Origin of the sequence: Paenibacillus dendritiformis (assembly GCF_945605565.1) — a bacterium.
GTDB lineage: Bacteria > Bacillota > Bacilli > Paenibacillales > Paenibacillaceae > Paenibacillus_B > Paenibacillus_B dendritiformis_A.
On sequence record NZ_OX216966.1, the window covers coordinates 1,755,174 to 1,778,338 of the forward strand.

The 23,165-nt window shown below is 52.7% G+C and carries 22 protein-coding genes and 1 pseudogene; 17 read left to right on the forward strand and 6 right to left on the reverse strand.

All coding sequences use genetic code 11. The features are described 5' to 3' along the window. The first annotated feature begins 9 nt into the window (after positions 1 to 9). The 6 genes from NNL35_RS07565 (at position 10) to NNL35_RS07590 (ending at position 10,863) form a co-directional block, all read left to right on the forward strand. Positions 10 to 7,218 (forward strand): amino acid adenylation domain-containing protein, encoded by a 7,209-nt coding sequence (locus NNL35_RS07565; RefSeq protein WP_006679476.1) that lies wholly within the window; start codon positions 10 to 12, stop codon positions 7,216 to 7,218. Continuing rightward, positions 7,211 to 7,438 (forward strand): MbtH family protein, encoded by a 228-nt coding sequence (locus NNL35_RS07570; RefSeq protein ID WP_006679475.1) that lies wholly within the window; start codon positions 7,211 to 7,213, stop codon positions 7,436 to 7,438. Before NNL35_RS07565 ends, NNL35_RS07570 begins: the two co-directional genes overlap by 8 nt. Continuing rightward, the gene (locus tag NNL35_RS07575; RefSeq protein ID WP_006679474.1) at positions 7,435 to 8,880 is read left to right on the forward strand and encodes a DHA2 family efflux MFS transporter permease subunit; all 1,446 of its coding nucleotides are present in this window, start codon (positions 7,435 to 7,437) and stop codon (positions 8,878 to 8,880) included. Before NNL35_RS07570 ends, NNL35_RS07575 begins: the two co-directional genes overlap by 4 nt. A 39-nt stretch (positions 8,881 to 8,919) precedes the next feature. Continuing rightward, positions 8,920 to 9,231, forward strand: coding sequence for a hypothetical protein (locus tag NNL35_RS07580; RefSeq protein ID WP_006679473.1), 312 nt, complete (start codon positions 8,920 to 8,922; stop codon positions 9,229 to 9,231). A gap of 12 nt (positions 9,232 to 9,243) precedes the next feature. After that, a complete protein-coding gene (locus tag NNL35_RS07585) occupies positions 9,244 to 10,332 on the forward strand; it encodes a hypothetical protein (RefSeq protein ID WP_006679472.1) in 1,089 nt (362 codons plus the stop codon). A gap of 105 nt (positions 10,333 to 10,437) precedes the next feature. Continuing rightward, positions 10,438 to 10,863, forward strand: coding sequence for a hypothetical protein (locus NNL35_RS07590; RefSeq protein ID WP_006679471.1), 426 nt, complete (start codon positions 10,438 to 10,440; stop codon positions 10,861 to 10,863). 30 nt (positions 10,864 to 10,893) lie between these two features. Here the strand turns inward: NNL35_RS07590 and NNL35_RS07595 are convergent, their stop codons facing one another. Next, entirely contained in the window at positions 10,894 to 11,334 is a 441-nt protein-coding gene (locus NNL35_RS07595) for an NUDIX domain-containing protein (RefSeq protein ID WP_006679470.1), read from the reverse strand. 267 nt (positions 11,335 to 11,601) lie between these two features. Between NNL35_RS07595 and htpG the strand changes: the two genes are divergently transcribed. Next, positions 11,602 to 13,482: a molecular chaperone HtpG gene (gene htpG, locus NNL35_RS07600; RefSeq protein WP_254553115.1), complete on the forward strand. Its 1,881-nt coding sequence runs from the start codon at positions 11,602 to 11,604 to the stop codon at positions 13,480 to 13,482. Positions 13,483 to 13,669: 187 nt separating this feature from the next. Here the strand turns inward: htpG and putP are convergent, their stop codons facing one another. Beyond that, a complete protein-coding gene (putP, locus tag NNL35_RS07605) occupies positions 13,670 to 15,166 on the reverse strand; it encodes a sodium/proline symporter PutP (protein WP_006679695.1) in 1,497 nt (498 codons plus the stop codon). Positions 15,167 to 15,238: 72 nt separating this feature from the next. Here putP and NNL35_RS07610 point away from each other — a divergent pair. Further along, positions 15,239 to 15,445: pseudogene (locus NNL35_RS07610) on the forward strand (molecular chaperone HtpG); the annotation flags it as partial. Positions 15,446 to 15,530: 85 nt separating this feature from the next. On the opposite strand, the gene NNL35_RS07615 reads toward NNL35_RS07610, so the two are convergent. After that, positions 15,531 to 15,938, reverse strand: a complete 408-nt coding sequence (locus NNL35_RS07615) for a phage holin family protein (protein WP_006679686.1) — start codon at positions 15,936 to 15,938, stop codon at positions 15,531 to 15,533. A gap of 163 nt (positions 15,939 to 16,101) precedes the next feature. On the opposite strand from NNL35_RS07615, the gene NNL35_RS07620 reads away from it, so the two are divergent. The 3 genes from NNL35_RS07620 (at position 16,102) to NNL35_RS07630 (ending at position 17,467) form a co-directional block, all read left to right on the forward strand. Beyond that, the gene (locus tag NNL35_RS07620) at positions 16,102 to 16,437 is read left to right on the forward strand and encodes a sigma factor-like helix-turn-helix DNA-binding protein (protein ID WP_006679687.1); all 336 of its coding nucleotides are present in this window, start codon (positions 16,102 to 16,104) and stop codon (positions 16,435 to 16,437) included. Further along, a complete protein-coding gene (locus NNL35_RS07625; protein WP_006679688.1) occupies positions 16,383 to 16,607 on the forward strand; it encodes a helix-turn-helix domain-containing protein in 225 nt (74 codons plus the stop codon). Before NNL35_RS07620 ends, NNL35_RS07625 begins: the two co-directional genes overlap by 55 nt. A 386-nt stretch (positions 16,608 to 16,993) precedes the next feature. Continuing rightward, complete coding sequence (locus tag NNL35_RS07630) at positions 16,994 to 17,467, forward strand: hypothetical protein (protein WP_006679689.1); 474 nt, start codon at positions 16,994 to 16,996, stop codon at positions 17,465 to 17,467. A gap of 31 nt (positions 17,468 to 17,498) precedes the next feature. Here NNL35_RS07630 and NNL35_RS07635 read toward each other — a convergent pair whose 3' ends face one another. Then, complete coding sequence (locus NNL35_RS07635) at positions 17,499 to 17,984, reverse strand: hypothetical protein (RefSeq protein ID WP_254553117.1); 486 nt, start codon at positions 17,982 to 17,984, stop codon at positions 17,499 to 17,501. Positions 17,985 to 18,069: 85 nt separating this feature from the next. Here NNL35_RS07635 and NNL35_RS07640 point away from each other — a divergent pair, with 85 nt between their 5' ends. After that, complete coding sequence (locus NNL35_RS07640) at positions 18,070 to 18,249, forward strand: hypothetical protein (RefSeq protein WP_254553120.1); 180 nt, start codon at positions 18,070 to 18,072, stop codon at positions 18,247 to 18,249. A 170-nt stretch (positions 18,250 to 18,419) separates the two neighbouring features. Here the strand turns inward: NNL35_RS07640 and NNL35_RS07645 are convergent, their stop codons facing one another. After that, positions 18,420 to 18,944 carry a hypothetical protein gene (locus tag NNL35_RS07645; protein WP_254553122.1) on the reverse strand — a complete coding sequence of 175 codons (525 nt, stop codon included), beginning with the start codon at positions 18,942 to 18,944 and terminating at the stop codon, positions 18,420 to 18,422. 87 nt (positions 18,945 to 19,031) lie between these two features. Between NNL35_RS07645 and NNL35_RS07650 the strand changes: the two genes are divergently transcribed. Continuing rightward, a complete protein-coding gene (locus NNL35_RS07650; RefSeq protein WP_050979479.1) occupies positions 19,032 to 19,820 on the forward strand; it encodes a transposase in 789 nt (262 codons plus the stop codon). A 360-nt stretch (positions 19,821 to 20,180) separates the two neighbouring features. Next, positions 20,181 to 20,651 carry a hypothetical protein gene (locus tag NNL35_RS07655; protein ID WP_006678808.1) on the forward strand — a complete coding sequence of 157 codons (471 nt, stop codon included), beginning with the start codon at positions 20,181 to 20,183 and terminating at the stop codon, positions 20,649 to 20,651. A 62-nt stretch (positions 20,652 to 20,713) separates the two neighbouring features. Here NNL35_RS07655 and NNL35_RS07660 read toward each other — a convergent pair whose 3' ends face one another. Next, positions 20,714 to 21,172 carry a hypothetical protein gene (locus NNL35_RS07660; protein ID WP_006678807.1) on the reverse strand — a complete coding sequence of 153 codons (459 nt, stop codon included), beginning with the start codon at positions 21,170 to 21,172 and terminating at the stop codon, positions 20,714 to 20,716. A 135-nt stretch (positions 21,173 to 21,307) separates the two neighbouring features. Here NNL35_RS07660 and NNL35_RS07665 point away from each other — a divergent pair, with 135 nt between their 5' ends. From NNL35_RS07665 to NNL35_RS07675, 3 genes are all read left to right on the forward strand, one after another. Beyond that, on the forward strand, positions 21,308 to 21,484 hold the full coding sequence (locus NNL35_RS07665; protein ID WP_254553125.1) for a hypothetical protein: 177 nt from the start codon (positions 21,308 to 21,310) through the stop codon (positions 21,482 to 21,484). 68 nt (positions 21,485 to 21,552) lie between these two features. Then, on the forward strand, positions 21,553 to 22,296 hold the full coding sequence (locus tag NNL35_RS07670) for a metal ABC transporter ATP-binding protein (protein WP_006678806.1): 744 nt from the start codon (positions 21,553 to 21,555) through the stop codon (positions 22,294 to 22,296). Then, the gene (locus NNL35_RS07675; protein WP_006678805.1) at positions 22,296 to 23,156 is read left to right on the forward strand and encodes a metal ABC transporter permease; all 861 of its coding nucleotides are present in this window, start codon (positions 22,296 to 22,298) and stop codon (positions 23,154 to 23,156) included. Before NNL35_RS07670 ends, NNL35_RS07675 begins: the two co-directional genes overlap by 1 nt. Positions 23,157 to 23,165 lie beyond the last annotated feature (9 nt).

The window sequence follows — 23,165 nt, forward strand, 5'->3', positions numbered from 1 at the left end:
GCGATGCTCATGCATGATCTTGATGATGGCCGCTGGCCTTTGTCGGGTGCGCAGTCGGGTATTTGGTTCGCGCAGCAGCTTGATCCGGACAACCCGATATTCAATACCGGCGAATACATCGACATCCGCGGACCTGTCGACCCGGATCGCTTCGAGACGTCGGTACGCCAGGCCGTAATGGAGGCGGAGGCGCTGCACGCGCGCTTTGGCGAGGATCAGGACGGTCCTTGGCAGACGATCGTCCCGTCATCCGATTGGACGATGCACAGGATCGATGTCAGCAGCGAGGAGGATCCGCATGCAGCGGCAGAAGCCTTGATGAAGCACGATCTGGCTCAGCCTGTCGACTTGCGACGCGGTCCGCTGTTTACCGAAGCGTTATTCAAGCTCGCGCCCGATCGGTTCTATTGGTACCAACGCATTCATCATATTGTCATCGATGGCTACGGCTTCTCGCTGTTGACGCGAAGAGCGGCGCAAATTTATACGGCGCTCGCTCATGATTGGCCGATCAGCGAAGGGGCATTCGGTTCGTGGCGTTCGGTCCTGGAGGAAGATGCGGCTTACCGCGCATCGGAACGGCTGGAGCGGGATCGGGAATATTGGCTGGCCCGCTTCGCCGATCATCCGGAAGCGGTCAGTCTGGGCGAACGGGCTCAGCGCACGTCGAGAAGCTTCTTGCGCGAGTCCGCGGAGCTGCCGCCAAGCGTCATGGACACTTGGCAGGCGGCCGCGAGCGGAATGGGCGCAAGCTGGCCCGACGCCGTGATGGCCGCCGCCGCGGTCTACGTGCATCGGCTCACCGGCACGGACGACGTCATACTCGGCGTGCCGATGATGTGCCGTCTCGGCTCCGCGGCGCTGCGCGTTCCCGGCATGGTAATGAATCTGCTGCCGCTGCGCGTCGCCGTCCGGCCGGATATGAGCGTGAGCGGGCTTGTGGCGCAGATATCCGAGAATATGCGCGAGATCAGAAGGCATCAGGACTACCGGCATCAGGATCTGCGTCGCGATCTGAAAGTAGTGGGGGACAACCGGAGGCTGTTCGGACCTCTCATCAATATCATGCCGTTTATCGAGGAGCTGAACTTTGCCGGATGCCAGGGCAGCATACGCAATCTGGCGGCCGGGCCTGTCGATGATCTGACGATTCATGTCTCCTGTGGCTCCGGCGGGAGCGGGCCGCGCATCGACTTCGATGCCAACCCCGCAATTTACGATGCCGGTGAGCTGAGCGCGCATCGGCGCCGCTTCCTGCATGTGCTGGACAAGCTGACAGCGTCCGAGCCCGGCCAACCGATCGGCCGCCTGGAGCTGCTGCTGCCTGAAGAACGCATTCAGGTGGTGGACGAATGGAATGACACCGCCCGCGCACTGGCGCAATGGAGCGTGCCGGCATTATTCGAGGAGCAGGCGGCGAGTACGCCCGATGCCGTGGCAGCGATCTTCGAAGATACAGCGCTGCGTTATGCGGACTTGAACGCGCGCGCCAACCGGCTGGCGCATCTGCTGATTGCGCACGGTGCCGGCCCGGAGTGGATCGTGGCTCTGGCGCTCCCGCGTTCGGTCGAGATGGTCATCGCCATCCTGGCGGTGCATAAGGCAGGAGCGGCTTATTTGCCGATCGATCCGGAGTATCCGTCCGCCCGGATTGCCTATATGCTGAATGATGCCGCTCCGATGTGCCTTATTACGGTACAGGAGGTGAACTCCAGGCTGCCCGGTTCCGGCGCGATTCCGAAGATCTTGCTGGATGAGCCTGCGACCATGGACCGCCTGGAACGGCAAGCCGAGCGCAATCCGAATGACGCCGACCGGTTATGCCGTTTGTCGCCGCTTCATCCGTCTTATGTCATTTACACCTCCGGATCGACGGGCAGACCGAAGGGCGTCTTGCTTACCTTTGAAGGGCTGGCCAACCTGCTGTTATGCATGCGTGAGCGGTTCGCCCTGGATGGCCAGGATCGGCTGCTGTCCGTGACGACGATCTCCTTCGATATTTCCGTCATGGAGGTGTTGCTGCCGCTCACGACGGGGGCCGGCATCGATATCGCTCCGAAGGAGACGATTCTGGATCCGCAAGCTCTGGCCCGGAAAATCAAGGATACCGGGGCCACGATTATGCAGGCGACCCCGACGCTATGGCAGGCGCTTGCCGCCACCCATCCCGGCAGCTTCGGCGGGCTGACGGTGATAACCGGGGGCGAGGCCTTGCCGATCGGGTTGAAGCTTGCTCTGCAGGAGCTGGAGTGCGAGGTGAATAACCAATACGGCCCGACGGAGACGACCATTTATTCGACCGCTGCCTTGATGGGACCAGAGCGCACAGGGAAGCCGTCTATCGGGGGGCCGATTTGGAATACGAGGCTCTACGTGCTCGATGCGGCGCTGCAGCCGGTTCCGCCAGGGGTGGCAGGGGAACTGTACATTGCGGGCGCCGGGCTGGGGCGCGGCTATCTGGGGCGGCCGGATCTGACGGCGGAGCGGTTCGTGGCGGATCCGTTCGGGCCTCCGGGCACCCGGATGTATCGCACAGGCGATCTCGCAAGATGGCTGGCTGACGGCTCCATCGATTACTTGGGACGTGCCGATCATCAGATCAAGCTGCGCGGCTTCCGCATCGAGACAGGCGAGATTGAGGATCTGCTCGCCCGGCATGCCGACGTCGCACAAGCCGCGGTGATCGTCCGCGAGGATCGTCCGGGAGAGCGGCGTCTGGTCGCTTATGTCGTTCCGGCCTCGCCTTCCGGAATCGATCCGGACGCGCTGCGCCGCCATGCTGCCGGCCAGCTGCCTGACTATATGGTTCCCGCGGCGATCGTTACGCTGGATGCCATGCCTTTGACGCCGAACAAGAAGATTGACCGCAAGGCGCTGCCTGTGCCCGATTCCGGACAAGCGGCCGCAGGGCGCGGACCCCGCACCCCACAGGAGGAGATGCTCTGCGCACTGTTCGCCGAGGCGCTCGGACTGCCCCGCGTCGGCATCGATGATGATTTTTTCGCGCTAGGAGGCCATTCCTTGCTTGCCGGACGAGTCATTCTCCGCATACGCGAGTCGTTGGGCGCCGAATTGAGTATTGGCAGCCTCTTCGAAGAGCCTACGGTGGCGGGACTTGTCCGGCGCATTGACGATTCGCGGGAAGCCCGACCAGCTATACGGCCGGCCGAGCGGCCGGGCGATATTCCGCTGTCCTTCGCCCAACGGCGGTTATGGTTCCTGTATCGTCTGGAAGGCCCGGCCCCGACTTATAATATCCCGCTTGTCGCCCGCCTGTCCGGCGAACTGGACATCCAAGCGCTGGAGGAGGCCCTGGGCGATGTGGCGGCCCGGCACGAGACGCTGCGCACCGTGTTCCCCGATGAGGCGTCCGGGGCCTCGTGCCAGTTGATTCTGGACGCCGGCGAGGCGTGCCCTGCGCTGATCTTGACCAAGACCAGCGAGGCGGAGCTGCCTGAACGGCTGAAGGAAGCCGTCAGCTACCGCTTCCGGCTCTCGGACGAGCCTTCGCTTCGGGCCGAATTGTTCGAGCTTGGGCCGAATGAATACGTGCTGCTGCTGCTCCTGCACCATATCGCCGGGGACGGATGGTCGCTGTCTCCGTTGACGCGCGATCTGTCTGCCGCCTATGCGGCACGCAGCCGGGGCGAGCATCCGGCATGGCCGCCGCTGCCGGTTCAATATGCGGACTATGCGATCTGGCAGGAGCGCCTGCTGGGAAGCGGCGGCGATTCCGACAGCCTGATGGCCCGCCAGCTTGAGTTCTGGACGCGGACGCTCACAGGCTTGCCGGAGGAGTTGGACTTGCCGTCCGATTTTCCGCGTCCGGCAGCGGCCAGCCATCAAGGCGGCACCGTCCATTTCCATATTAACAAGGAGCTCCATGGCCAGCTCTTGGATCTGGCCCGCGCTGGCAAGGCGAGTCTGTTCATGGTGCTGCAGGCCGCGCTTGCCATGCTTCTGACGCGGCTGGGCGCGGGCACCGATATTCCGATCGGCAGCCCGATAACCGGTCGGAACGACGATGCGCTTGACGGTCTAGTCGGCTTGTTCATCAATACGCTGGTGCTTCGGACCGATACGTCAGGGGACCCCAGTTTCCGCGAATTGCTTGCCAGGGTCCGCCAGGTGAATCTGGATGCATATGCGCATCAGGATGTGCCGTTCGAGCGTCTCGTCGAAGCGGTGAACCCTGCTCGATCCCGTTCCCGGCATCCGCTCTTTCAGATTATGCTGGTACTGCAAAATACGCCGGCTCCCGCGCTTGAGTTGCCGGGTGTAGAAGCAAGCCTGCAATTGGAAAGCGCGGGCACGGCGAAGTTCGACCTGACCGTCGAGCTTCAGGAACGCCGCGATGCGAACGGCGGACCGGACGGATTGGACGGAATCGTCGAATACAGCGCGGATTTGTTCAAGCGCGGCACGGCCGATGCGCTGGCGGCCCGCTATGTGCGCGTGCTGGAGTCGGCTGCTGCCGCGCCGGACAAGTCGATGGCCCAGCTTGATATTTTGATGCCGGAAGAGCGGCGCCGCATTCTTACGGAATGGAGCGCTTCGGAAGCCGCCGCGCCGCCCCCGGCCACCATTCCGGAGCTGTTCGAGGCGCAGGCCAGCCGTTCGCCGGAGGCGGCAGCTGTCGTTCATGAAGGCAGCGCATGGAGCTATGAGGAGTTGAACCTGCGGGCGAACCGGCTCGCGCATCTGCTCATGGCGGAGGGGGTGGGTCCCGAGCAACTCGTGGCATTGGCCTTGCCTCGTTCTCTCGAGATGGTTGTCGGCGTATTGGCCGTGCTCAAGGCGGGTGCCGCCTACCTGCCGCTCGACCCGGATTATCCCGCGGAGCGGATCGCTTATATGCTGGAGGACGGTGCTCCTGTCTGCATGGTGACGAACGCTCAAGTGTCCTCTAGGCTGCCTGAGACCGGAGGCCCGCCCCGGATCGTGCTGGATGAGGCCGCTGTCCAGGAGCGGCTGCGGCAGCAATCCGCTGCCAATCCAAGCGCTCTGGAACGCAGCGGGCTCCTGTCTCCGCTCAGTCCGGCCTATATCATCTATACGTCAGGGTCTACGGGCAAGCCCAAAGGGGTCGTTATCCCGCACCAAAATGTCGTGCGCTTGTTCGCATCCACCCGGCACTGGTTCCGCTTTGGAGCGGAGGATGTATGGACCTTGTTTCATTCGTACGCGTTCGATTTTTCGGTGTGGGAGATCTGGGGTGCGCTCCTGCATGGAGGGCGTCTCGTCGTGGTGCCTCATGCGGTAAGCCGAGCGCCGGACGAGTTCCTGCGCTTGCTCGCGCAAGAGGGCGTGACCGTCCTGAATCAGACGCCGTCCGCCTTCTATCAATTGATGCAGGCCGATCGGGAACAACCTGAGTTAGGGCAGATGCTTTCCCTGCGGTATGTTATTTTCGGAGGCGAAGCGTTGGAGCTGAGCCGGCTGGAGGACTGGTATCGCCGCCATCCGGATCATGCTCCGAGATTGATTAACATGTACGGCATTACGGAGACGACTGTGCACGTCAGCTACAATGAGCTGGATCGGGATAGTGCTGCCCCGGGAGCCAACAGCTTAATCGGCGGGCCGATACCGGATCTGCGAGTGTATGTGCTCGACGGGGCGCTGCAGCCTGCTCCGCCCGGAACGGCGGGGGAAATGTATGTGGCCGGCGCCGGTCTGGCCCGGGGTTACTGGGGCCGTCCGGGCTTGACGGCAGAGCGGTTCGTCGCTGATCCGTTCGGCCCGCCGGGCAGCAGAATGTACCGTACCGGGGACGTGGCCAAATGGCTCGCTGACGGCACGCTGGATTATGTGGGACGCGCCGATCATCAGGTGAAGATTCGGGGCTTCCGCATCGAACCGGGCGAGATCGAAGCCGTGCTTGCCCGTCATCCCGAGGTCGCCCAGGCGGCCGTCGTAGTGCGCGAGGACCGGCCGGGGGACAAGCGGATGGCCGCGTATGTGGTATTCGCTGCGGGCGCAAGCCTCGGGCCGTCCGAATTGCGCCGGCATGCCGCCTGCCTCCTGCCCGATTACATGGTTCCGTCCGCGATTATCGGCATCGACGCGCTGCCGCTCACCCCGAACGGCAAGCTGGATCGCCAGGCGCTGCCGGCGCCTGAGCTCTCCCAGGAACTGGACGGCCGCAATCCGAGAACGCCGCAGGAGGAGGTGCTGTGCGATCTGTTCGCCGAAGTGCTCGGGGTGCGGCGCGTCGGGATCGACGACAGCTTCTTCGAACTGGGAGGCCATTCGCTGCTGGCGGTTCGCCTCATCAGCCGCATTCGCGAGGCGCTGGGCCGGGAGCTTGGCATTGGCAGCCTCTTCGAGGCGCCGGCAGTGGCCGGGATCGCGGAGAGGCTCGATATGGACGGAGGTCACAGCGCCCTGCAGGTTCTGCTGCCGCTCCGAACCTATGGCGCACAGCTGCCGCTGTTCTGCGTGCATCCTGCGGGCGGTCTGAGCTGGTGCTATGCCGGCCTGATGAAGCATCTCGGCATGGACTATCCCATCTACGGTCTCCAGGCCCGCGGCATCGCGCAAGCGGAAGAGCTGCCGAAGACGCTGGAGGAGATGACGGCAGATTATATGGAAGCTGTTCGCTCGATTCAGCCTCACGGTCCTTATCGCCTTCTGGGCTGGTCGCTTGGCGGAAATGTGGCGCATGCGATGGCGGTGCAGCTTCAACAAGAAGGGGAAGAGGTCTCGTTTCTGGCTATGCTTGACGCCTATCCGAGCCATTACCTCCCGATTCGGGGAGAGCCGGATGAGGAGGAGGCGTTGACCGCGCTGCTTGCCCTGGGCGGCTACGACAAGGACAGCATTGGCGGCGTCCCGCTTACGGTCGCGAACGCGATCGAGATTCTTCGCAGCGACAGCAGCGCTTTGGCTACGCTTGACGAAGCAACCATTCTGAATTTGAAAAAAACGTATGAGAACTCGGTCCGCCTCCTGGGAGCCTATACTCCGCGGCGATTCGAGGGGGATCTTCTGTTCTTCCGCTCGACGATTATACCGGATTGGTTCGATCCGATTGAACCGGAGATGTGGATTCCCTATATCGGCGGACAGATCGACCGGCATGATATCGACTGCCGGCATAAGGACCTGTGTCAGCCGGGACCGCTTGCCGAGATCGGCGCGACTCTTTTGGCCAAGCTGAATTCGGCGAACGGCGCGGCCGCCAGACAAGATGGGAGGGAGCTAATCCATGAGTAATCCTTTTGAGCAAGCGGACGGCGCTTATCTGGTGCTGATTAATGAGGAGGGGCAGTATTCGCTGTGGCCTGCCTTTGCCGCGGTGCCTGATGGATGGAGTACGGTCCTGGGCCCGGAGACGCGCCAGGGTTGCCTGGACTATATTAACGTGCATTGGACCGACTTGCGGCCCCGCAGCCTGTACGATTCTTCGGGCCCTGTCCATGGAGCCGTGCAATGAAGAAAGGATTGAACCCAAAAACGGCCGTATGTATCGTATACGTCGCGGCCATGTTCACGGTGGCCATGGACGCCACGGTCCTGAACGTTGCGCTGCAGACGATCAGCCAAGAGCTGCAAGTGCCTCCGGCCGCATCTGGAGTGCTCAATGTAGGCTATCTGGTAAGCCTCGCTGTCGTCCTTCCGGCGGCAGGCTGGCTAGGCGACAAGTGGGGGACCAAACGCGCCTTTTTGCTCGCGCTCGCCTTGTTCACGGTAGCTTCGGCACTGTGCGGCTTCGCCAGCAGTTTGACGGCGTTGACGATTTTTCGGGTCGTGCAAGGCATCGGCGGCGGCCTGCTTACTCCGATAGGAATGGCGATGCTGTTCCGCATGTTCCCCCCGCAGGAGCGGGCCAAAGTATCCCGGGCGCTCATTCTCCCGATCGCGGTTGCTCCTGCGGTCGGGCCGATCCTTAGCGGGCTGCTGATTGAGCATCTTTCGTGGCGCTGGATATTTTATGTCCATTTGCCGATCGGGATTCCCGCCTTGCTGTTCGGAATCGTCTTTTTGAAGGAGCATCGGGAGCATGAGGCGGGACGCCTCGATGTTCGGGGTCTCCTCTTGTCAGCTCCTGGCCTGGCTCTGCTGATGTATGCGCTTAGCCAAGGTCCTGTGCAGGGCTGGGATTCTCCCGCGATCTGGGCAACGGGGGGAATGGGCCTCATCCTGATAGCGGCCCTTGTCGCCGTCGAGCTGCGGGTGAAGCAGCCGCTGCTTGATCTGCGGCTGTTGAGCGACCGCTTGTTCCGCACCGCAGGTCTCGTCGCCATGTGCTCCGCGGCGGGCTTGCTGGGCATGCTGTACGTGTTCCCGTTAATGTATCAGAATGCGCTGCATGCTTCGGCGCTCGATACCGGCTTAACGACCTTCCCCGAGGCGCTTGGCCTTATGCTTGCCTCCCAGCTTGTGCCCTGGACCTATCCGAGGCTTGGTCCGAAGCGCGTCATGATTATGGGGCTGTTGTGCACGGCGATTCTCTTCGTGATGCTGAGCACGGTCGGTCCCCATACGAATCCATGGCTGATTCGGAGCCTGCTGTTCGGTGTCGGCGTCTTTTTGGGCCATACGGTCGGCGCCGTTCAGATTGCGGCTTTTGCCAACATTCCGCCCGCATCGATGGGCCGCGCCTCGACCTGGTTCACGGTACAGAACCGGCTGGGGCCGGCCATAGGCTTGGCGGTTCTGTCCGGCATTCTTGCCGTGGCAGGAACCCACACGATAAATGCCTCTGGAGGCATTGAACCGAACATTATGGCGTACCGTGCCGCTTTGCTCGGGGCCGCAAGCTTTCTGCTCATGGGCCTTGGCTGTGCGCTTCGGATTCGCGACAGCGATGCCGCTTCCACTATTCGCAAGCAAGCTCCGGTAAAGCCGGACGGGGAAAATTCGGTTCAAGCGTGAAGTGAAGCGATCGATTAGGCGGCAGCGGGAGGCCCTTTAATGGAAGGCATCTGCGGCAAACCGATCTACAAACTCAAACAGACCTTGGTTCAGTACGCTGAACTGAGGTCTTATTTTCGTTGTCTGGATGGCTCGTCCCCCTTATGCATATGGAATTACCGCATCTCAAAGCGGACTGAAAATTTTTTTACGCCACCCGGTTGTACTTATCCCTTCCAGAACTCCTCTATATATGAAAGAACACATATCGTGCAGAGCAGCGCAGTCATCATAGCCGGGGAGCCGCCGCGGGGGATACGCGCCGATTTTCCTTATCCCATTGATGATTCCGGCCTGCGCGGCCAAATTTGAGGAGGTGTAATGATGATTCGATGTTCGCAATCCGACAAACCGATCAAGACCGTGCCCAATGTCGCCCCCCAGGTTCACGTGTACGGGAGAAAAAGCGGAACGACCCGCTTCTTCCTCTCGGACAATCCGGAGACGATCAGCAGCGCCACGACGTCATTCACGAACGGCTTCGCCACGCTGTGGCATGATACCGTCCGGGGAAGGAAGCGCGTGCAATACCGGCTGTTCGTCTGGCATCTGAACCAGACGGGAGCTCCGATTACATTCGGCGTCACGGTCGAGAACGCATCCTGCGGCAGCCCGATACGCGTTCGCCAAGTCAAGCATTCCATCGGTGTGATTGCGGATTTCCCCGCACTCGGCAGATGCTCTGCCAAGGCGCTGCTTGGGCGTACGCTCGCCCCGCTCATTCCCGACGATCGCTCGATCCGCGGCGGACAGACAGGGCTGGTGAAGGAGTGGCTCGTCCCCGACGGGGAACTGGTAGGCGGCGTGATGGAATTTACACTGTCCAGCCCGAAGGAGCTTGATTACCGGGTGCGCACTGTGGCCGCCACTCGCCCGGGGGCCGACTTGAGGCTCAACCATACCCCGGTCGTGCCCGCCTATCGGACGGCCGAGGGCAAGTCGCATCCGCGCGGCTCCTGGGACTTCGCCGATATCGAAGGCTTCGCGGATCCGGCGTGTTCGCAGCCTGTCACGTATGTCGCCGGAAGCGGCAACATGAGCTTCGCCATCCATAACGGCGGCAACGATAATCTGATGACGGCCGCTTCCAGCTATGATCCGGCGAATGCGGAAGCGTCGAACAAGGGGCATTACGGCGTCATCTACAAGCTGAACCTGGCGCTGAGCAATCCGCATCCTCGCCGCAAGACGGTGACCGTCTACTTGACGGGGCGCGGAGGGCCATATGCAGGAGCTGTCCGCTGGAATCGGGGGCGGACCTATGGAGTGCCCCGGCTGTCGCCGGCCGTCCAAGCGGTCGAGGCCGCGACGGTCACCATTCCGGCCCGGCGCACGGTAACCTGCGCTGTCTATGCGTCGACGGCAGGCGCATACAGCACGCCGGCCGCGGTATTATGCGTCACGCACGAATAGGAATCCAACACTGCGCCCTGATCGCCGATCAGGGCGTTCTTTTGCGGGAAGAATCAGGTTATAATTTTCGTAAATAATGGAAGATAAAGGAGGTATGGAAACGAAATGAGCGGCAGCATCATCAGGTTGATGGCCTTCCTTCTTATCGCAATCGCGTTACAGGGGTGCCCCTCCGGCGTTCCACAACAAGAGGCTCTCTCTGCGGAACATGCGTTACCGGGTGTACGAATTGAAGAAAAGCAATCGAAGAACGCGGACGATTGGAAGCTTGGATTAGAGGCTTTTTGGGACGGGATTGAGTGGTTCTATGATCTATCCGTGGATTATATGGGGGAGAAGCCTGTGAGCCGCCTCCGGGTGGAGGTCCCGGGATATGAATCCGAGCGGGAGGCGGGCTTGAACGAGGGCATAACCATCCAAGGGATAAAGCTTGATCCGTCTAGCGCAGAGCTAAAGGCGGATTTGACCTGGTGGATAGACGGTGAAGCTCATCATGGCTATCGGATGTACCGCGTCACCTGGAAGCGATAAAACAGGCGGAGACGCTCTCCAGCCGGGACATCATTCGTTCCGGCCGGAATATGCGGCAGCGCCGGGGCTGCGTAGAGCTTGAATCGCGGGCCAGGTGAAGGAGGCCAGATTGTCCGGCAGCTTCGGCAACGGGAACCAGCGAACATCCTGCAGCGCTCCGCCTTCTTCCCGGTTGCTGGCTTCGCCCGAGACGACGCGGGTCTCGAAGATGACCGAGATCCAATGCTCGCCCCGGCCGGGATCGATCGTCTCGGCGGTGCAGAGCAGCCGCTTCACCTGGATGTGAAGCCCGACCTCTTCCATTACCTCGCGGACGGTCGTATCCTCCAGCGTCTCGTATAAGTCCACCTTGCCTCCGGGAATGCTCCATTTGTCCTTCTCCGGCTGACGTCCCCGCAGCACAAGCAGAATCTCATTCGCTTCATTCAAAATAACGGCGCCGACGCCGATTCTTGGTAAGGATGTCTCCATATTTGTTCTCCTATGAATCTTTATTTTGAGGGATTACCGAGGGCTTCGGAAGTGGCCTGCCTCGTGTTTACTATACCTCTATGCGTCCCAGCAGGCAAATGAGAGGCAGGTGCAGAGAACAACTGCAAGCACCGTAGGAAAGGAGAAGTTGCTTCTCCAATGCTTGAACATATTGACACCCAAATTTAGTATATGATATATAAAAGGAAGGTGTTAGCACTCGTTCGTCTAGAGTGCTAAAAATGTGTTGTCGAAAGGAGACCCATCATGGAGAAAAAACAATTCAAAGCAGAGTCGAAACGACTGCTCGAGATGATGATCAACTCCATTTACACCCAGAAGGAAATCTTTTTAAGAGAATTGATCTCCAACGCCAGCGACGCGATCGATAAAATCTACTATAAAGCGTTGACCGACGATCAGCTCGTCTTCGACAAGGACAGCTATTACATCCGAATCACCCCGGACAAGGAGAACCGGACGCTGACCATCTCGGACACCGGGATCGGCATGACGAAGGAAGAACTGGAGAACAATCTGGGCGTCATCGCCAAGAGCGGATCTTTGGCCTTCAAGAACGAGAACGAGCTTAAAGACGGCCATAACATTATCGGGCAGTTCGGGGTCGGCTTCTATTCCGCATTCATGGTGGCGGATGTCGTCACCGTCATCAGCAAGCCGCTGGGCAGCGAGGAAGCGTACAAGTGGGAGTCGCAGGGGGCCGACGGGTATACGATCGAGCCATGCGAGAAGGATTCGGTAGGAACGGACATTATTTTGAAAATCAAAGAAAATACCGAGGATGATCGCTACGACGAGTATCTGGACGATTACCGGTTGAAATCGATCATCAAAAAATATTCCGACTTCATCCGCTATCCGATTAAGATGGATGTGACGGGCCAGCGGCCGAAGGAAGGCGCCGAGAATGAATTCGAGGAATATACGGAAGAGCAGACGGTGAACAGCATGGTTCCGATCTGGCGCAAAAATAAAAATGAGCTGACCGCGGAAGATTACGAAAACTTCTATGCCGAGAAGCGGTACGGCTTCGACAAGCCGATCACCCATGTCCATATCAAGGCGGACGGCGCCGTCGTCTACAATGCGATTCTCTTCATTCCGGAGAAGACGCCGTTCGACTACTATACGAAGGAATACGAGAAAGGGCTGGAGCTATACTCCAACGGCGTCCTCATCATGGATAAATGCGCCGATCTCCTGCCGGATTATTTCAGCTTCGTCAAAGGGATGGTCGACTCCGAGGATCTGTCGCTTAATATTTCCCGCGAGATGCTGCAGCATGACCGTCAGCTCAGCCTGATCGCCAAAAATATCAAGAGCAAGATCAAGAGCGAGCTGCAGCGCCTGATGAAGGATGATCGGGAGAAATACGAGCAATTCTATGAATCGTTCGGCCGTCAACTGAAATACGGCGTGTACAGCGATTACGGCATGAACAAGGAAGTGCTCCAGGACCTGCTCCTGTTCCACTCCTCGAAGGAGAAAAAGCTCGTCAGCCTGGACGAGTATATCTCCCGCATGCCGGAAGATCAGAAGTATATCTACTATGCCTCCGGCGAATCGATCGACCGGATCGAGAAGCTGCCGCAGACGGAGCTGGTGGCTGACAAGGGATATGAGATTCTGTACTTCACCGATGATATCGACGAGTTCGCGATCAAGATGATCATGAGCTATAAGGAGAAGGAGTTCAAATCGGTCTCCAGCGGCGATCTCGGCATCGACGCGGACGACAGCGAGAAGGATTCCGACACGGAGGATAAGGACAATCAAGAGCTGTTCGATGCGATGAAAGAAATTTTGAAGGACAAAGTGAAAAACGTGAAGGCATCGAAGCGGCTGAAGTCCCATCCGGTCTGCCTCTCCAGCGAAGGCGAATTGTCCATCGAGATGGAGAAAATTTTGAAGGCGATGCCGAACGGCCAGGATGTCCAGGCGGACAAGGTGCTGGAAATCAACGTCAACCATGACGTATTCGAATCGCTGAAGGACGCCCTCGCGAACGACCGCGAGAAGCTGAGCCTGTACACGAACCTGCTGTACAATCAGGCGCTGCTGATCGAAGGGCTGCCGATAGGCGATCCGGTACAATTCACGAATGATATTTGCAAAGTGATGGTATAGTTTGGGGAAAGAAAGAACCCGATGCTGGCGCAGGCCGGTGTCGGGTTTTGTACGTACGCCAGGCATGGGCGTCATCTTTCGGGTGAACGTCCCGAACGGGGACTGGCTTGCTCCATCTGAGGATCGTTTTCACATACGGTGATGTGTATGCAGAGGCGGGGGGAATCTCCCCCTTACCCGCAATTGATCATGCTTCTTCTACATTTGTATGCAACAGTTTCAAGCTGGTATCAAACTCTTTTTCGATAGCTTCGTCCCGTTGATAGGTAAACAGGCTTATGACAATACTGACGATAAGGTTGACGATAAATCCGGGAATGATTTCGTATATATCCTTAGTAATTTGCAAGTCAATGTTTTTCCAGATAATCACGGTTGCTGCACCTGCCAACATTCCGGCAATGGCACCCCAATTGGTCATTTTTCTCCAGTACAGGCTTAACACGATAACGGGGCCAAAGGAAGCGCCAAATCCGGCCCAGGCATAAGCGACAAGACTTAAAATGGTTTTATTCTCACCGCCCAACGCGAGCAGGCAGGCGATGGCTGAAATCGTTAGAACGGCCATTCTTCCAAAGAACACAAGTTCTTTATCAGAGGCATTTTTACGCAGAAGCAGCTTATATAAATCTTCTGTTAATGCACTAGAGGTTACAATGAGCTGAGAAGACACCGTGCTCATGATTGCAGCCAATACAGCAGCAAGGACTATTCCGGCAATAAACGGATGGAATAAAATTTGTCCAAGTTGAATGAAGACAGCTTCTGGATTAGACAATGTATAATTTGTTTGGGTAAAAAAAGCAAGACCAACCAATGCTGTTAATGAAGCGCCAAGTAATGAGGCAACCATCCAGCCCATACCAATACGTCGCGCAGTTTTGGTCTCCTGTACAGAGCGGATGGCCATAAAGCGGACGATAATATGTGGTTGTCCAACATAGCCAAGTCCCCAGGCAACTGCGGAGATGATGCCGAGCGCAGTAGTGCTGGCAAATAAATCCAGGAGGGACGGATCTATGGAGCTGATTGTATCAACTGTGTTAGCCAACCCACCTGTCTCGCTCATCGCTAACAACGGTACAAGGATAAGGGCAAGCAGCATGATAAGCCCTTGGACAAAGTCCGTCCAACTGACAGCAAGAAAGCCCCCAAACAATGTATAGGCAACAACCACTCCGGAAACGAGGAGCAGCCCCGCTAGGTAAGGAAGGGAGAAGGAGTTTTCAAAAAAGACCGCTCCTGCCACCATACCTGAGGAAACATAGAATGTAAAGAAAATAAGGATAACCATGGAGGAAACGATCCGCAGAAGCTTGGTGCTATCCCTAAATCGATTTTCCAAAAACGATGGAATCGTAATGGAATTCCCGGAAACTTCCGTGTATGTGCGCAAACGTGGGGCAACAAACAGCCAGTTAAGATAGGCGCCAACGGATAAGCCAATGGCAATCCAGGCATTTGACAGTCCCGTCAGGAAAATCCCTCCCGGAAGCCCCATTAACAGCCATCCGCTCATATCGGCAGCGCCAGCACTTAAAGCGGTTACAGCAGGCCCTAAGGAGCGTCCTCCTAACATATAGTCCGTCAAGTTTGTCGTTTTGCGGAAAGCATACCACCCTATACCCAGCATAGTTGCCATATATATCACGATGGCAATCATTTTTAGGGTATTTTCTGACATTTTCCCACCTCGCTTAAAATGGTTATCATTCAATATATAACCATTACATTAACATGTTGACCTGAATTTCGAAACAGCCAGGATATCCAGGCGGATAAGGTGCTGGAAATCAACGTCAACCATGACGTATTCGGTCGCTGAAGGACGCTCTCGCGAACGACCGCGAGAAGCTGAGCCTGTAACACGAACCTGCTGTACAATCAGGCGCTGCTGATCGAAGGGCTGCCGATTGGCGATCCAGTGCAATTCACGAATGATATTTGCCAAGTGGTGGTATAGTTTGGGGACAGAAAGAACCCGATGCTGGCGCAGGCCGGTGTCGGGTTTTTTGCTGCGTTCGCGGATGTACGCCGTTAGAGTAAAGCTATTTTTTATTACTTTTATCATTACTTAATTCTTTTAGTTTTTTAATCATTTCATGAAAAATAGCGGGTATCGGAACACCTATTTTAATTCCATTTTCAATAATGCTAATAAGCTCGTTCGCAATATAAAAATACGTGACGGTATTCTGAAAATAGTGATCCTGACCAAAAATTAAGTCTATATGATGAGCTACTGCGATCATGAAAAACATAAAGATTTTTTTGGATATTCCAATGAGGCCTCTGTTACTACGAAGCTCCCCTTTTAGTCCCGATGCCAATAATCCTGAAGCATAATCCACAAGCACAAAGAAGATGAGTATTTTCAGTAAAAAATAATAATTACCAAATAAAGAAATTAAACCGCCGCTTAAAAGTGGAATGAAGAATTTAACGAATATCTCCATGCTCTCCCTCCTTTACATATCTACTTTTATAGGTGGAAAGCGATAGACAAATACAACCCTTGTTGATAAAAAACGTAATTTGTCATTATGGTTGTAAAATCATGTAATATATTACCTTTATTTTAGAGAAAACTTTATTTAGGGGGTGCTGTAATTGCATGGATTGTCTCTGTATGATTTCTACAAAAAAGAATTAAGGAGAATTGCATGGAGATTACAATATCGCTCTAAGGTTACTCTAACTAGGGAAGGACAACTCAAATTAGACATTATTAAAGGGTCGAGCTTTTTAGACGAGGCGGATTCGAAATTATTTGTTACTGAATTAATTAACTCCTTAGAATCACCCAAGGCGAGACAGATACTTATAAAAATATATGTCGAAAATAAAAGCGAAAAAGAAATTGCTTCCGAAATGAATATCACGCAGCAGGGGGTGAATAAATGGAAACGAAAATCTCTCAAACTTCTATCTCAAAACTCGAGTTTATGGAGCTGATTAATAAAGCGAGGGAAGGCGACCAGAATGCCATGATGGAAATCATTAAGCTGTACGAAAGTGAGATGATTTACCTTAGTCGATATATAAAAATGCCAAAGGAAGATGCCCTTCAAGCTATGATACTAGGACTTATAGAGCTAATTAAAAGGGGAGAAATTAATGATTAAAAAATATAAAGCTGTCCCAAAAAAATTATCAAGGATGACAGAGGGATAGTCCACTTTAGGTCAACCCAAGACCCGGGTTGGCCCATTTTTGTTATACAAGAACTTCCGAATCTAGAATACGCATGGATTTAAAAAAATTAGTAGTTGTTATAAATCAATTTAAAACTCCTCAATTAGTAAGAGGATAGTTTGGCAGTGCTCGATAAATTCTGAGGATGAATTTTGACCACTGATCCTCCCGATTACCTCTAAAATACATTTAAAGGAGAGAGTGACATGCCAGAAAGACATGGATCAATGCGGTTGTAGAAGCAGGGTGAAGGGAAAAATTCATCGATGAAGCAAATTTTCTTGACACAATAATATCAAATTGGAGGGATTTCACTATGTATTCACCTATGTATTCTGGAGGTAGAGAATATCCGGAAGAAGTCGAACTGAAGTATAATGATATTGTACAACTCTTGAAAGCACAAGAAACCATTTACAGTGAAGGATTTAAAAATGATGTAGATACTAATGACCTGTCTTGGCGACTGGGTGGTTATGCTACAGCTATGGGATTTCTGGCTATGGCGAGAAATTACACTGCTTTGGGGTGGGCAACAACTATTGTCGCTGTACTCACTGAAATGACGTTCAATGGAAGATCCGTACTTAGGAAGTATCTTGATAACGGAAACACGTACTTGATCAACCTTCTCAATTTCATGGATAATAATAAAGAATATGATATCATCAGAGTAAAGCTTCCATTTCTTCAGTACTACCATGTTGATGGTGATATTCGATTCGTTATTGGCGAGGGCCAAATCACTGGGGTTCATTATCGCCGTGGTGGCTGGTCTACTGATCAATAATCTAGGTAGAAAAGTAAGAGATAACTGTATGTTATCTCTTACTTTCTTCTATTTCCTTTAAAAATTGGTCTAGGAATTTTAATTTATCAAACACGAATTCATTTGTAATTTTGTATTCTTGAGTTTTATCTTTGGATTTTTCATAATCATAAAGTAAAATTTCCCCCTTCTCAGAAATAAAAAATCCCAATAACACTCCGTTTTCCCCCTTAATCGTAAGGTGATATCTTGGAAACTCAGGGAAAACAAGACCAGAACTGCCCTTTTGTACTTTCATTTCAGGAAGTGATTTCATTACTAATTCAATTTCTTTTTTTTCCTTTACACTTCCAATACTATAGTGTTGTATCTCTTTCGATTTTAGTATATAGATAGAGTCAATTTCTGTTCCATCAATGTGCTCCATAATCAAATCATTAAATGAGAAAGTTCTAGTCTGATCGTAAAATCTGGTTCCATACACACAAAACCATAATATAATTGCAATATAGATGATAGGCCTCTTATATTTTGACATTCTGTTCCCTCCTTAATTATTGCAAATATACACTCCCTACATGTTACCAGGAAATATCAATTACAGAACCACCCTGGATCATTCTGTGGAGATGCTGACCGCCCATTCCGGTCTCGCCCTCATTGGCTTGCTCATTTCTCATACCCGGATTGCCAAACGCCTGATTCGTTCCTCGCTTCCCGGCATGCATCAACCCACGGTCACTCACCCGGATGTGGTCTATGCGTATCTGGAGGCTACTTTGCCAGGGGAAAAGCGACTTTGATCAGATCGAACCTTTCCGCAGAGTAAAGCTTCCATTTCTTCAGTACTACCATGTTGATGGTGATATTCGATTCGTTATTGGCCAGGGCCAAGTCACCGGGGTTCATTATCGTGGTGGTGACTGGGCTACTGATCAATAATCTAGGTAGAAAAGTAAGAGATAACTGTCTGTTATCTCTTACTTTCTTCTATTTCCTTTAAAAATTGATCTAGGAATTTTAACTTATCAAACACGAATTCATTTGTAATTTTGTATTCTTTAGTTTTGGATTTTTCATGATCATGTAGTGAAATTTCACCATTCTCAGAAATAGTAAAGTCCAATAACTCCCCGTCTTCCCCCTTAATCCTAAGTTGATATTTTGGAGGCCTAGGGAAAGCATGAGCAAAAGTGGCCTTCTTTACTTTTAGTTCAGGAAGTGATTTCATTACTAATTCAATTTCTTTTTTATCTTCTACACTTCCAATACTAATTACTAGCTCAATTTCTTTTTTTTCTTTTACACTTCCAATACTATAGTGTTGTATCTCTTTCGATTTTAGTATATAGATTGAGTCAATTTCTGTTCCATCAATGTGCTCCATAATCAAATCATTAAATGAGAAAGTTCTAGTCTGATCGTAAAATCTGGTTCCATACACACATAACCATAATATAATTGCAATATAGAGGATAGGCCTCTTATATTTTGACATTCTGTTCCCTCCTTAATTATTTGCAAATAATACACTCCCTACATTTTACCAGGAAATATCAATTGCAGAACCACCCTGAATCAGTCTGTGGAGATGCTGACCGCCCATACCGGTGGCACTCATGTGCAAAAAGAAGCCGCCGCGTTTCTGTCGCACAGCCTGGAGTATGCCCGCCGTATCACCGACCTGCCACTGCTCGTGCGCATGGATGCCGGCAACGATGCGCTGGAGAATTTGAATGTCTTCTGCCTGAGCGAAGAGGTGGATTTCATCATCAAACGCAACCTGCGCCGGGAGTCGCCGGAAGAATGGCTGAAGATCGCCAGAAAAGACGGGATGTGTTATGAAGAACGAGAAGGCAAGCGTGTTTACCTGGGCTCCATGGAATGGACCGACAAAAAGTTGGAGCGCCCCATTCGCGTAGTCTACCAGGTAATTGAACGAATCGTGGAAGCCGATGGACAAATCCTGCTGGTGCCCAAGATTGAGGTGCAGGTGTTTTTCACCACCCTACGGTGTCCGCCTTGGCAAGTGATTAAGCTTTTCCGTGACCACGCTATCAGCGAGCAGTTTCACAGCGAACCCAAGACGGATTTAAATTTGGAGCGATTGCTTTCCGGCAAGTTTGCCACGAACGATCTGGTTTTGTGTACAGGCCTCGTTGCTTATAATCTGCTGGGGGCCATTGGACAAATTTCCATCCAAGAACCGGACGCTCCGCTTCGGAAGACAGAGTCCATGGTTTCGGACATTCCAGCGTATTTACGGGATGTTGTCGGGATAAAATGTTGCGAACCTATGTTTCCGTTCAAGCTCTGCACATGGGAAGCTTTGTTTGAATTACATGTTATTACAAGAAAATGGAACCGTCTATAGGTTCTAAGAAACAATCATTAGATTATATCTGTAATAATTGGAGAAAAAATGCTCGAATTAACGGCTCGGTAAGTCGATGCTGGCGCAGGCCGGTGTCGGGTTTTTTGCTTATCTTAGAGTATTTTGGCACTGTAGCGACAACACCTCTATCTTATAAAGCAAAAGCAACTACTAATCACTAGCATCTTATTCCAAACGTATGGTAATGTGGGAAATGGTGGAATGAAACGGCGAATAAATATTTCAAAAGAGGGAGGTGAAATACAATGGAGGATGTGCAGAAAGTGGATTTTTCGGAATTGACATCATATTTTATATCTGAATAAACCAATGAAAGGGAGGGTGTTTTTGAGTAGCTTCATGAAAAAATACGGGAAAGCCACACTTCTTCTTGTCGTTGTGTTCATCATTGGTGCACTGTATATTCCCAAGCTAAATCATACGGCCGAAGTGATTTCATTTAATCAATTAGTTAAAGAGCATGTCAAAGAAGAAGAGATCGAGTATCTCTTCCTTAGTAAGGCGATTCAGGGCGAGTCTTCTAGAGATTCAAGCTTTAGAATATATGATAAAGAAGAGAGGGAACAAGTACTCCAGATTTACTCCAAAATTGAAATGAAAAGGGAGGATAGCCCCGAACGCCTGTCACAGAGGGAAAGGGTTTACTTGAACTTTGGGAATGTGTATGGACTGCAATACGTGATAATGGTTACCGACCTTGGAATCGTGGATACGTTCCATTATAAGACAAATAAAGGGAGAACTTATAGGATTACAAACGATTTTGATTTTGGAACCATTAGTCACTTGTTTGAAACAGAGAGTAAATAAGTGCATCTTGCAGGTAAAAAAGCGTCCTCTATTTGGAGAGGCCGCCTCTTTTATTTCAGTTGTTACATATCAGAAATCCAGCCACCATTTTTGTAACGAGCACCCGTAATGAGTCCTTCACCAATGACGAATCGAATCTTGCCATCTACCGTATTATATTCAATGAAAGGCAGTTTAACTTTAATTCGATCAAATTCTTTATAATCCCGTAGAAAGTTTTCAAGTTTTTGCATGTGATAGTGTCCATCCCGAACAAGCGTCTTCAATCGGCTTTTTTCAGTACTAGCTATTCCGGCTATTACATTGATGATCCCTGTTGCTATCCCAACTGCGGTGTATCTAAGAAAAATGAACCCTACAGCTGTTGCTTTGTCACCAATTTGATCCGCAATATATTTTACGGAATTTGGATTATTTTCTTTCCCGAAGCCTCCTTCAAAAATGGCGTACTGTGTAGCTCGCATGTCTTGAATTTCTGACATGTTTAGATCTAACTCAGTGACGTATTCTCTAACTTCCATAGTAAATAACCTCCCGATTTTATTTATGAATTGTGAGAGGAAGACTCAGCGCTGAACTTTTTCCTTCTCACTTATTAAAGTGACTTGTAATCCTTTTTTAACAACCGTAACAAGATGGAATCCTTATGAAATTGCATGTCGCAAGTGGAAGTTTTTTTGGAAGTGAACCCGAACCCGGTGCTGGAAATGCCAGTGCCGGGTTTTTTTGCTATGCCTTCTGCACCGCAGACGAAAGGACCCTGCATTTTTTACGAAACTCTTTCCCTCCAAAAAACAATAACCAGCCTTTACTTTTCCTACGAGATGGTCTAAGATAATAAATAAGTTTCACTAGGCAAACATTTTTGTATAAAAACATGTTTTATGGAGGAGGGAAAAACATGCCCCAAACTATAGATGTGAAAAATTTGCACATATCGTATTACGGAAAAGAAGTCATCAAAGATGTAAGCTTCTCGCTGCAGACCGGCAAGCTTATCGGCATCCTCGGGCCGAATGGGGCGGGCAAGTCGACATTGATGAAGGCCATGCTCAATCTCATTCCCCGCGACGGCGGCGAGATTACGCTGGGTGGAGAGCCGCTTACCTCGATGCGCAAAAAAATCGCCTATGTGCCGCAGCGCTCCAAGATCGATTGGGACTTCCCCATTATCGTGAAGGATACGGTGCTGCTGGGGACGTTCCCGACCCTCGGCCTATTCCGGCGGCCCGCCAAGCAAGATAAAGAATGGGCTCTCGAATGTCTCCGTAAGGTCGGCATGGAGAAATTCAAAAACAATCAGATCGGCGAGCTGTCCGGCGGCCAGCAGCAGCGGGTGTTCCTGGCGCGTGCGCTTGCCCAGAAGGCGGAGTACTTCTTCCTTGACGAGCCGTTTGTCGGGATTGATGTCGCCAGCGAGAACGTCATCATTGATATTTTGAAGACGCTGCGGGATGAAGGGAAGACGGTGTTCGTCGTCCACCACGATTTGAGCAAAGTGGAAAGCTACTTCGACAATCTGATATTGATGAATAAGGAATTGATCGGCTGCGGGCCTGTCGATCACGTCTTCCGCCCGGAATTGATGCAGGAAGCCTATCAGACGCCGTTTGCGATGATAGGGAAATTGGGGGTTGGAATGTGATGGAATTTATCCAAGATTTAATGGCCTATGAGTTTTTGCAGCGAGCCTTTGTCACCTCGATTATTGTTGGCATTATTTGCGGCGTTATCGGCTGCTTTATCGTATTGCGGGGGATGGCGCTCATGGGAGACGCAATCTCTCACGCCGTTCTTCCGGGTGTCGCAATCTCCTATATGCTGGGGATCAATTACTTCTATGGGGCGGTTGTATCGGGGATTTTGACGGCGGTCGGGATCGGAGTCATTAATCAGAACAGCCGCGTCAAGAGCGATTCTTCCATCGGGCTGGTGTTCTCCGCCGCCTTTGCTCTCGGCATCATTCTGATTACGAGCGCCAAGAGCGCCACCGACTTGACACAAATTTTGTTCGGGAATGTCCTGTCGGTGCGGGCATCGGATATGTGGCTGACCGTTGCCGTCGGAGGCATCGTGCTGCTGGCGGTCCTGCTCTTCTACAAAGAACTGCTGGTCTCGAGCTTCGATGAGACGATGGCTGCGGCCTATGGGCTGAAAACGCGCCTTATCCACTATTCAATTATGATTCTGCTGACACTCGTCACGGTAGCGTCCCTGCAGACAGTAGGCGTCATTCTGGTTGTCTCGATGCTGATTACGCCGGCGTCCACCGCGTACTTGCTCACGAATAGACTATCCACGATGATTGGGCTCGCAATGTTCTTTGGCGCCTTGTCTTCGATGATTGGCTTGTATGTCAGCTTTCTCTACAATCTGCCGTCCGGCCCGGTTATTGCGTTGGCGACGACGTCCATCTTTTTGCTGGCGTTTCTGTTCTCTCCGAAGCAAGGCGTGATTCGGCGCATGCTGAAGATGAACAAGCGGAGAATGGCCGTCGGGAAGTAATAACGGGAT

Excerpts from the sequence above, each read along its gene's own strand:
- NNL35_RS07565 (WP_006679476.1), top strand. The coding sequence starts at position 10 with ATGCATGATCTTGATGATGGCCGCTGGCCTTTGTCGGGTGCGCAGTCG.
- NNL35_RS07570 (WP_006679475.1), top strand. The coding sequence starts at position 7,211 with ATGAGTAATCCTTTTGAGCAAGCGGACGGCGCTTATCTGGTGCTGATT.
- NNL35_RS07575 (WP_006679474.1), top strand. The coding sequence starts at position 7,435 with ATGAAGAAAGGATTGAACCCAAAAACGGCCGTATGTATCGTATACGTC.
- NNL35_RS07580 (WP_006679473.1), top strand. The coding sequence starts at position 8,920 with ATGGAAGGCATCTGCGGCAAACCGATCTACAAACTCAAACAGACCTTG.
- NNL35_RS07585 (WP_006679472.1), top strand. The coding sequence starts at position 9,244 with ATGATTCGATGTTCGCAATCCGACAAACCGATCAAGACCGTGCCCAAT.
- NNL35_RS07590 (WP_006679471.1), top strand. The coding sequence starts at position 10,438 with ATGAGCGGCAGCATCATCAGGTTGATGGCCTTCCTTCTTATCGCAATC.
- NNL35_RS07595 (WP_006679470.1), bottom strand. The coding sequence starts at position 11,334 with ATGGAGACATCCTTACCAAGAATCGGCGTCGGCGCCGTTATTTTGAAT.
- htpG (WP_254553115.1), top strand. The coding sequence starts at position 11,602 with ATGGAGAAAAAACAATTCAAAGCAGAGTCGAAACGACTGCTCGAGATG.
- putP (WP_006679695.1), bottom strand. The coding sequence starts at position 15,166 with ATGTCAGAAAATACCCTAAAAATGATTGCCATCGTGATATATATGGCA.
- NNL35_RS07615 (WP_006679686.1), bottom strand. The coding sequence starts at position 15,938 with ATGGAGATATTCGTTAAATTCTTCATTCCACTTTTAAGCGGCGGTTTA.
- NNL35_RS07625 (WP_006679688.1), top strand. The coding sequence starts at position 16,383 with ATGGAAACGAAAATCTCTCAAACTTCTATCTCAAAACTCGAGTTTATG.
- NNL35_RS07630 (WP_006679689.1), top strand. The coding sequence starts at position 16,994 with ATGTATTCACCTATGTATTCTGGAGGTAGAGAATATCCGGAAGAAGTC.
- NNL35_RS07635 (WP_254553117.1), bottom strand. The coding sequence starts at position 17,984 with ATGTCAAAATATAAGAGGCCTATCATCTATATTGCAATTATATTATGG.
- NNL35_RS07645 (WP_254553122.1), bottom strand. The coding sequence starts at position 18,944 with ATGTCAAAATATAAGAGGCCTATCCTCTATATTGCAATTATATTATGG.
- NNL35_RS07655 (WP_006678808.1), top strand. The coding sequence starts at position 20,181 with ATGAAAAAATACGGGAAAGCCACACTTCTTCTTGTCGTTGTGTTCATC.
- NNL35_RS07660 (WP_006678807.1), bottom strand. The coding sequence starts at position 21,172 with ATGGAAGTTAGAGAATACGTCACTGAGTTAGATCTAAACATGTCAGAA.
- NNL35_RS07665 (WP_254553125.1), top strand. The coding sequence starts at position 21,308 with ATGTCGCAAGTGGAAGTTTTTTTGGAAGTGAACCCGAACCCGGTGCTG.
- NNL35_RS07670 (WP_006678806.1), top strand. The coding sequence starts at position 21,553 with ATGCCCCAAACTATAGATGTGAAAAATTTGCACATATCGTATTACGGA.
- NNL35_RS07675 (WP_006678805.1), top strand. The coding sequence starts at position 22,296 with ATGGAATTTATCCAAGATTTAATGGCCTATGAGTTTTTGCAGCGAGCC.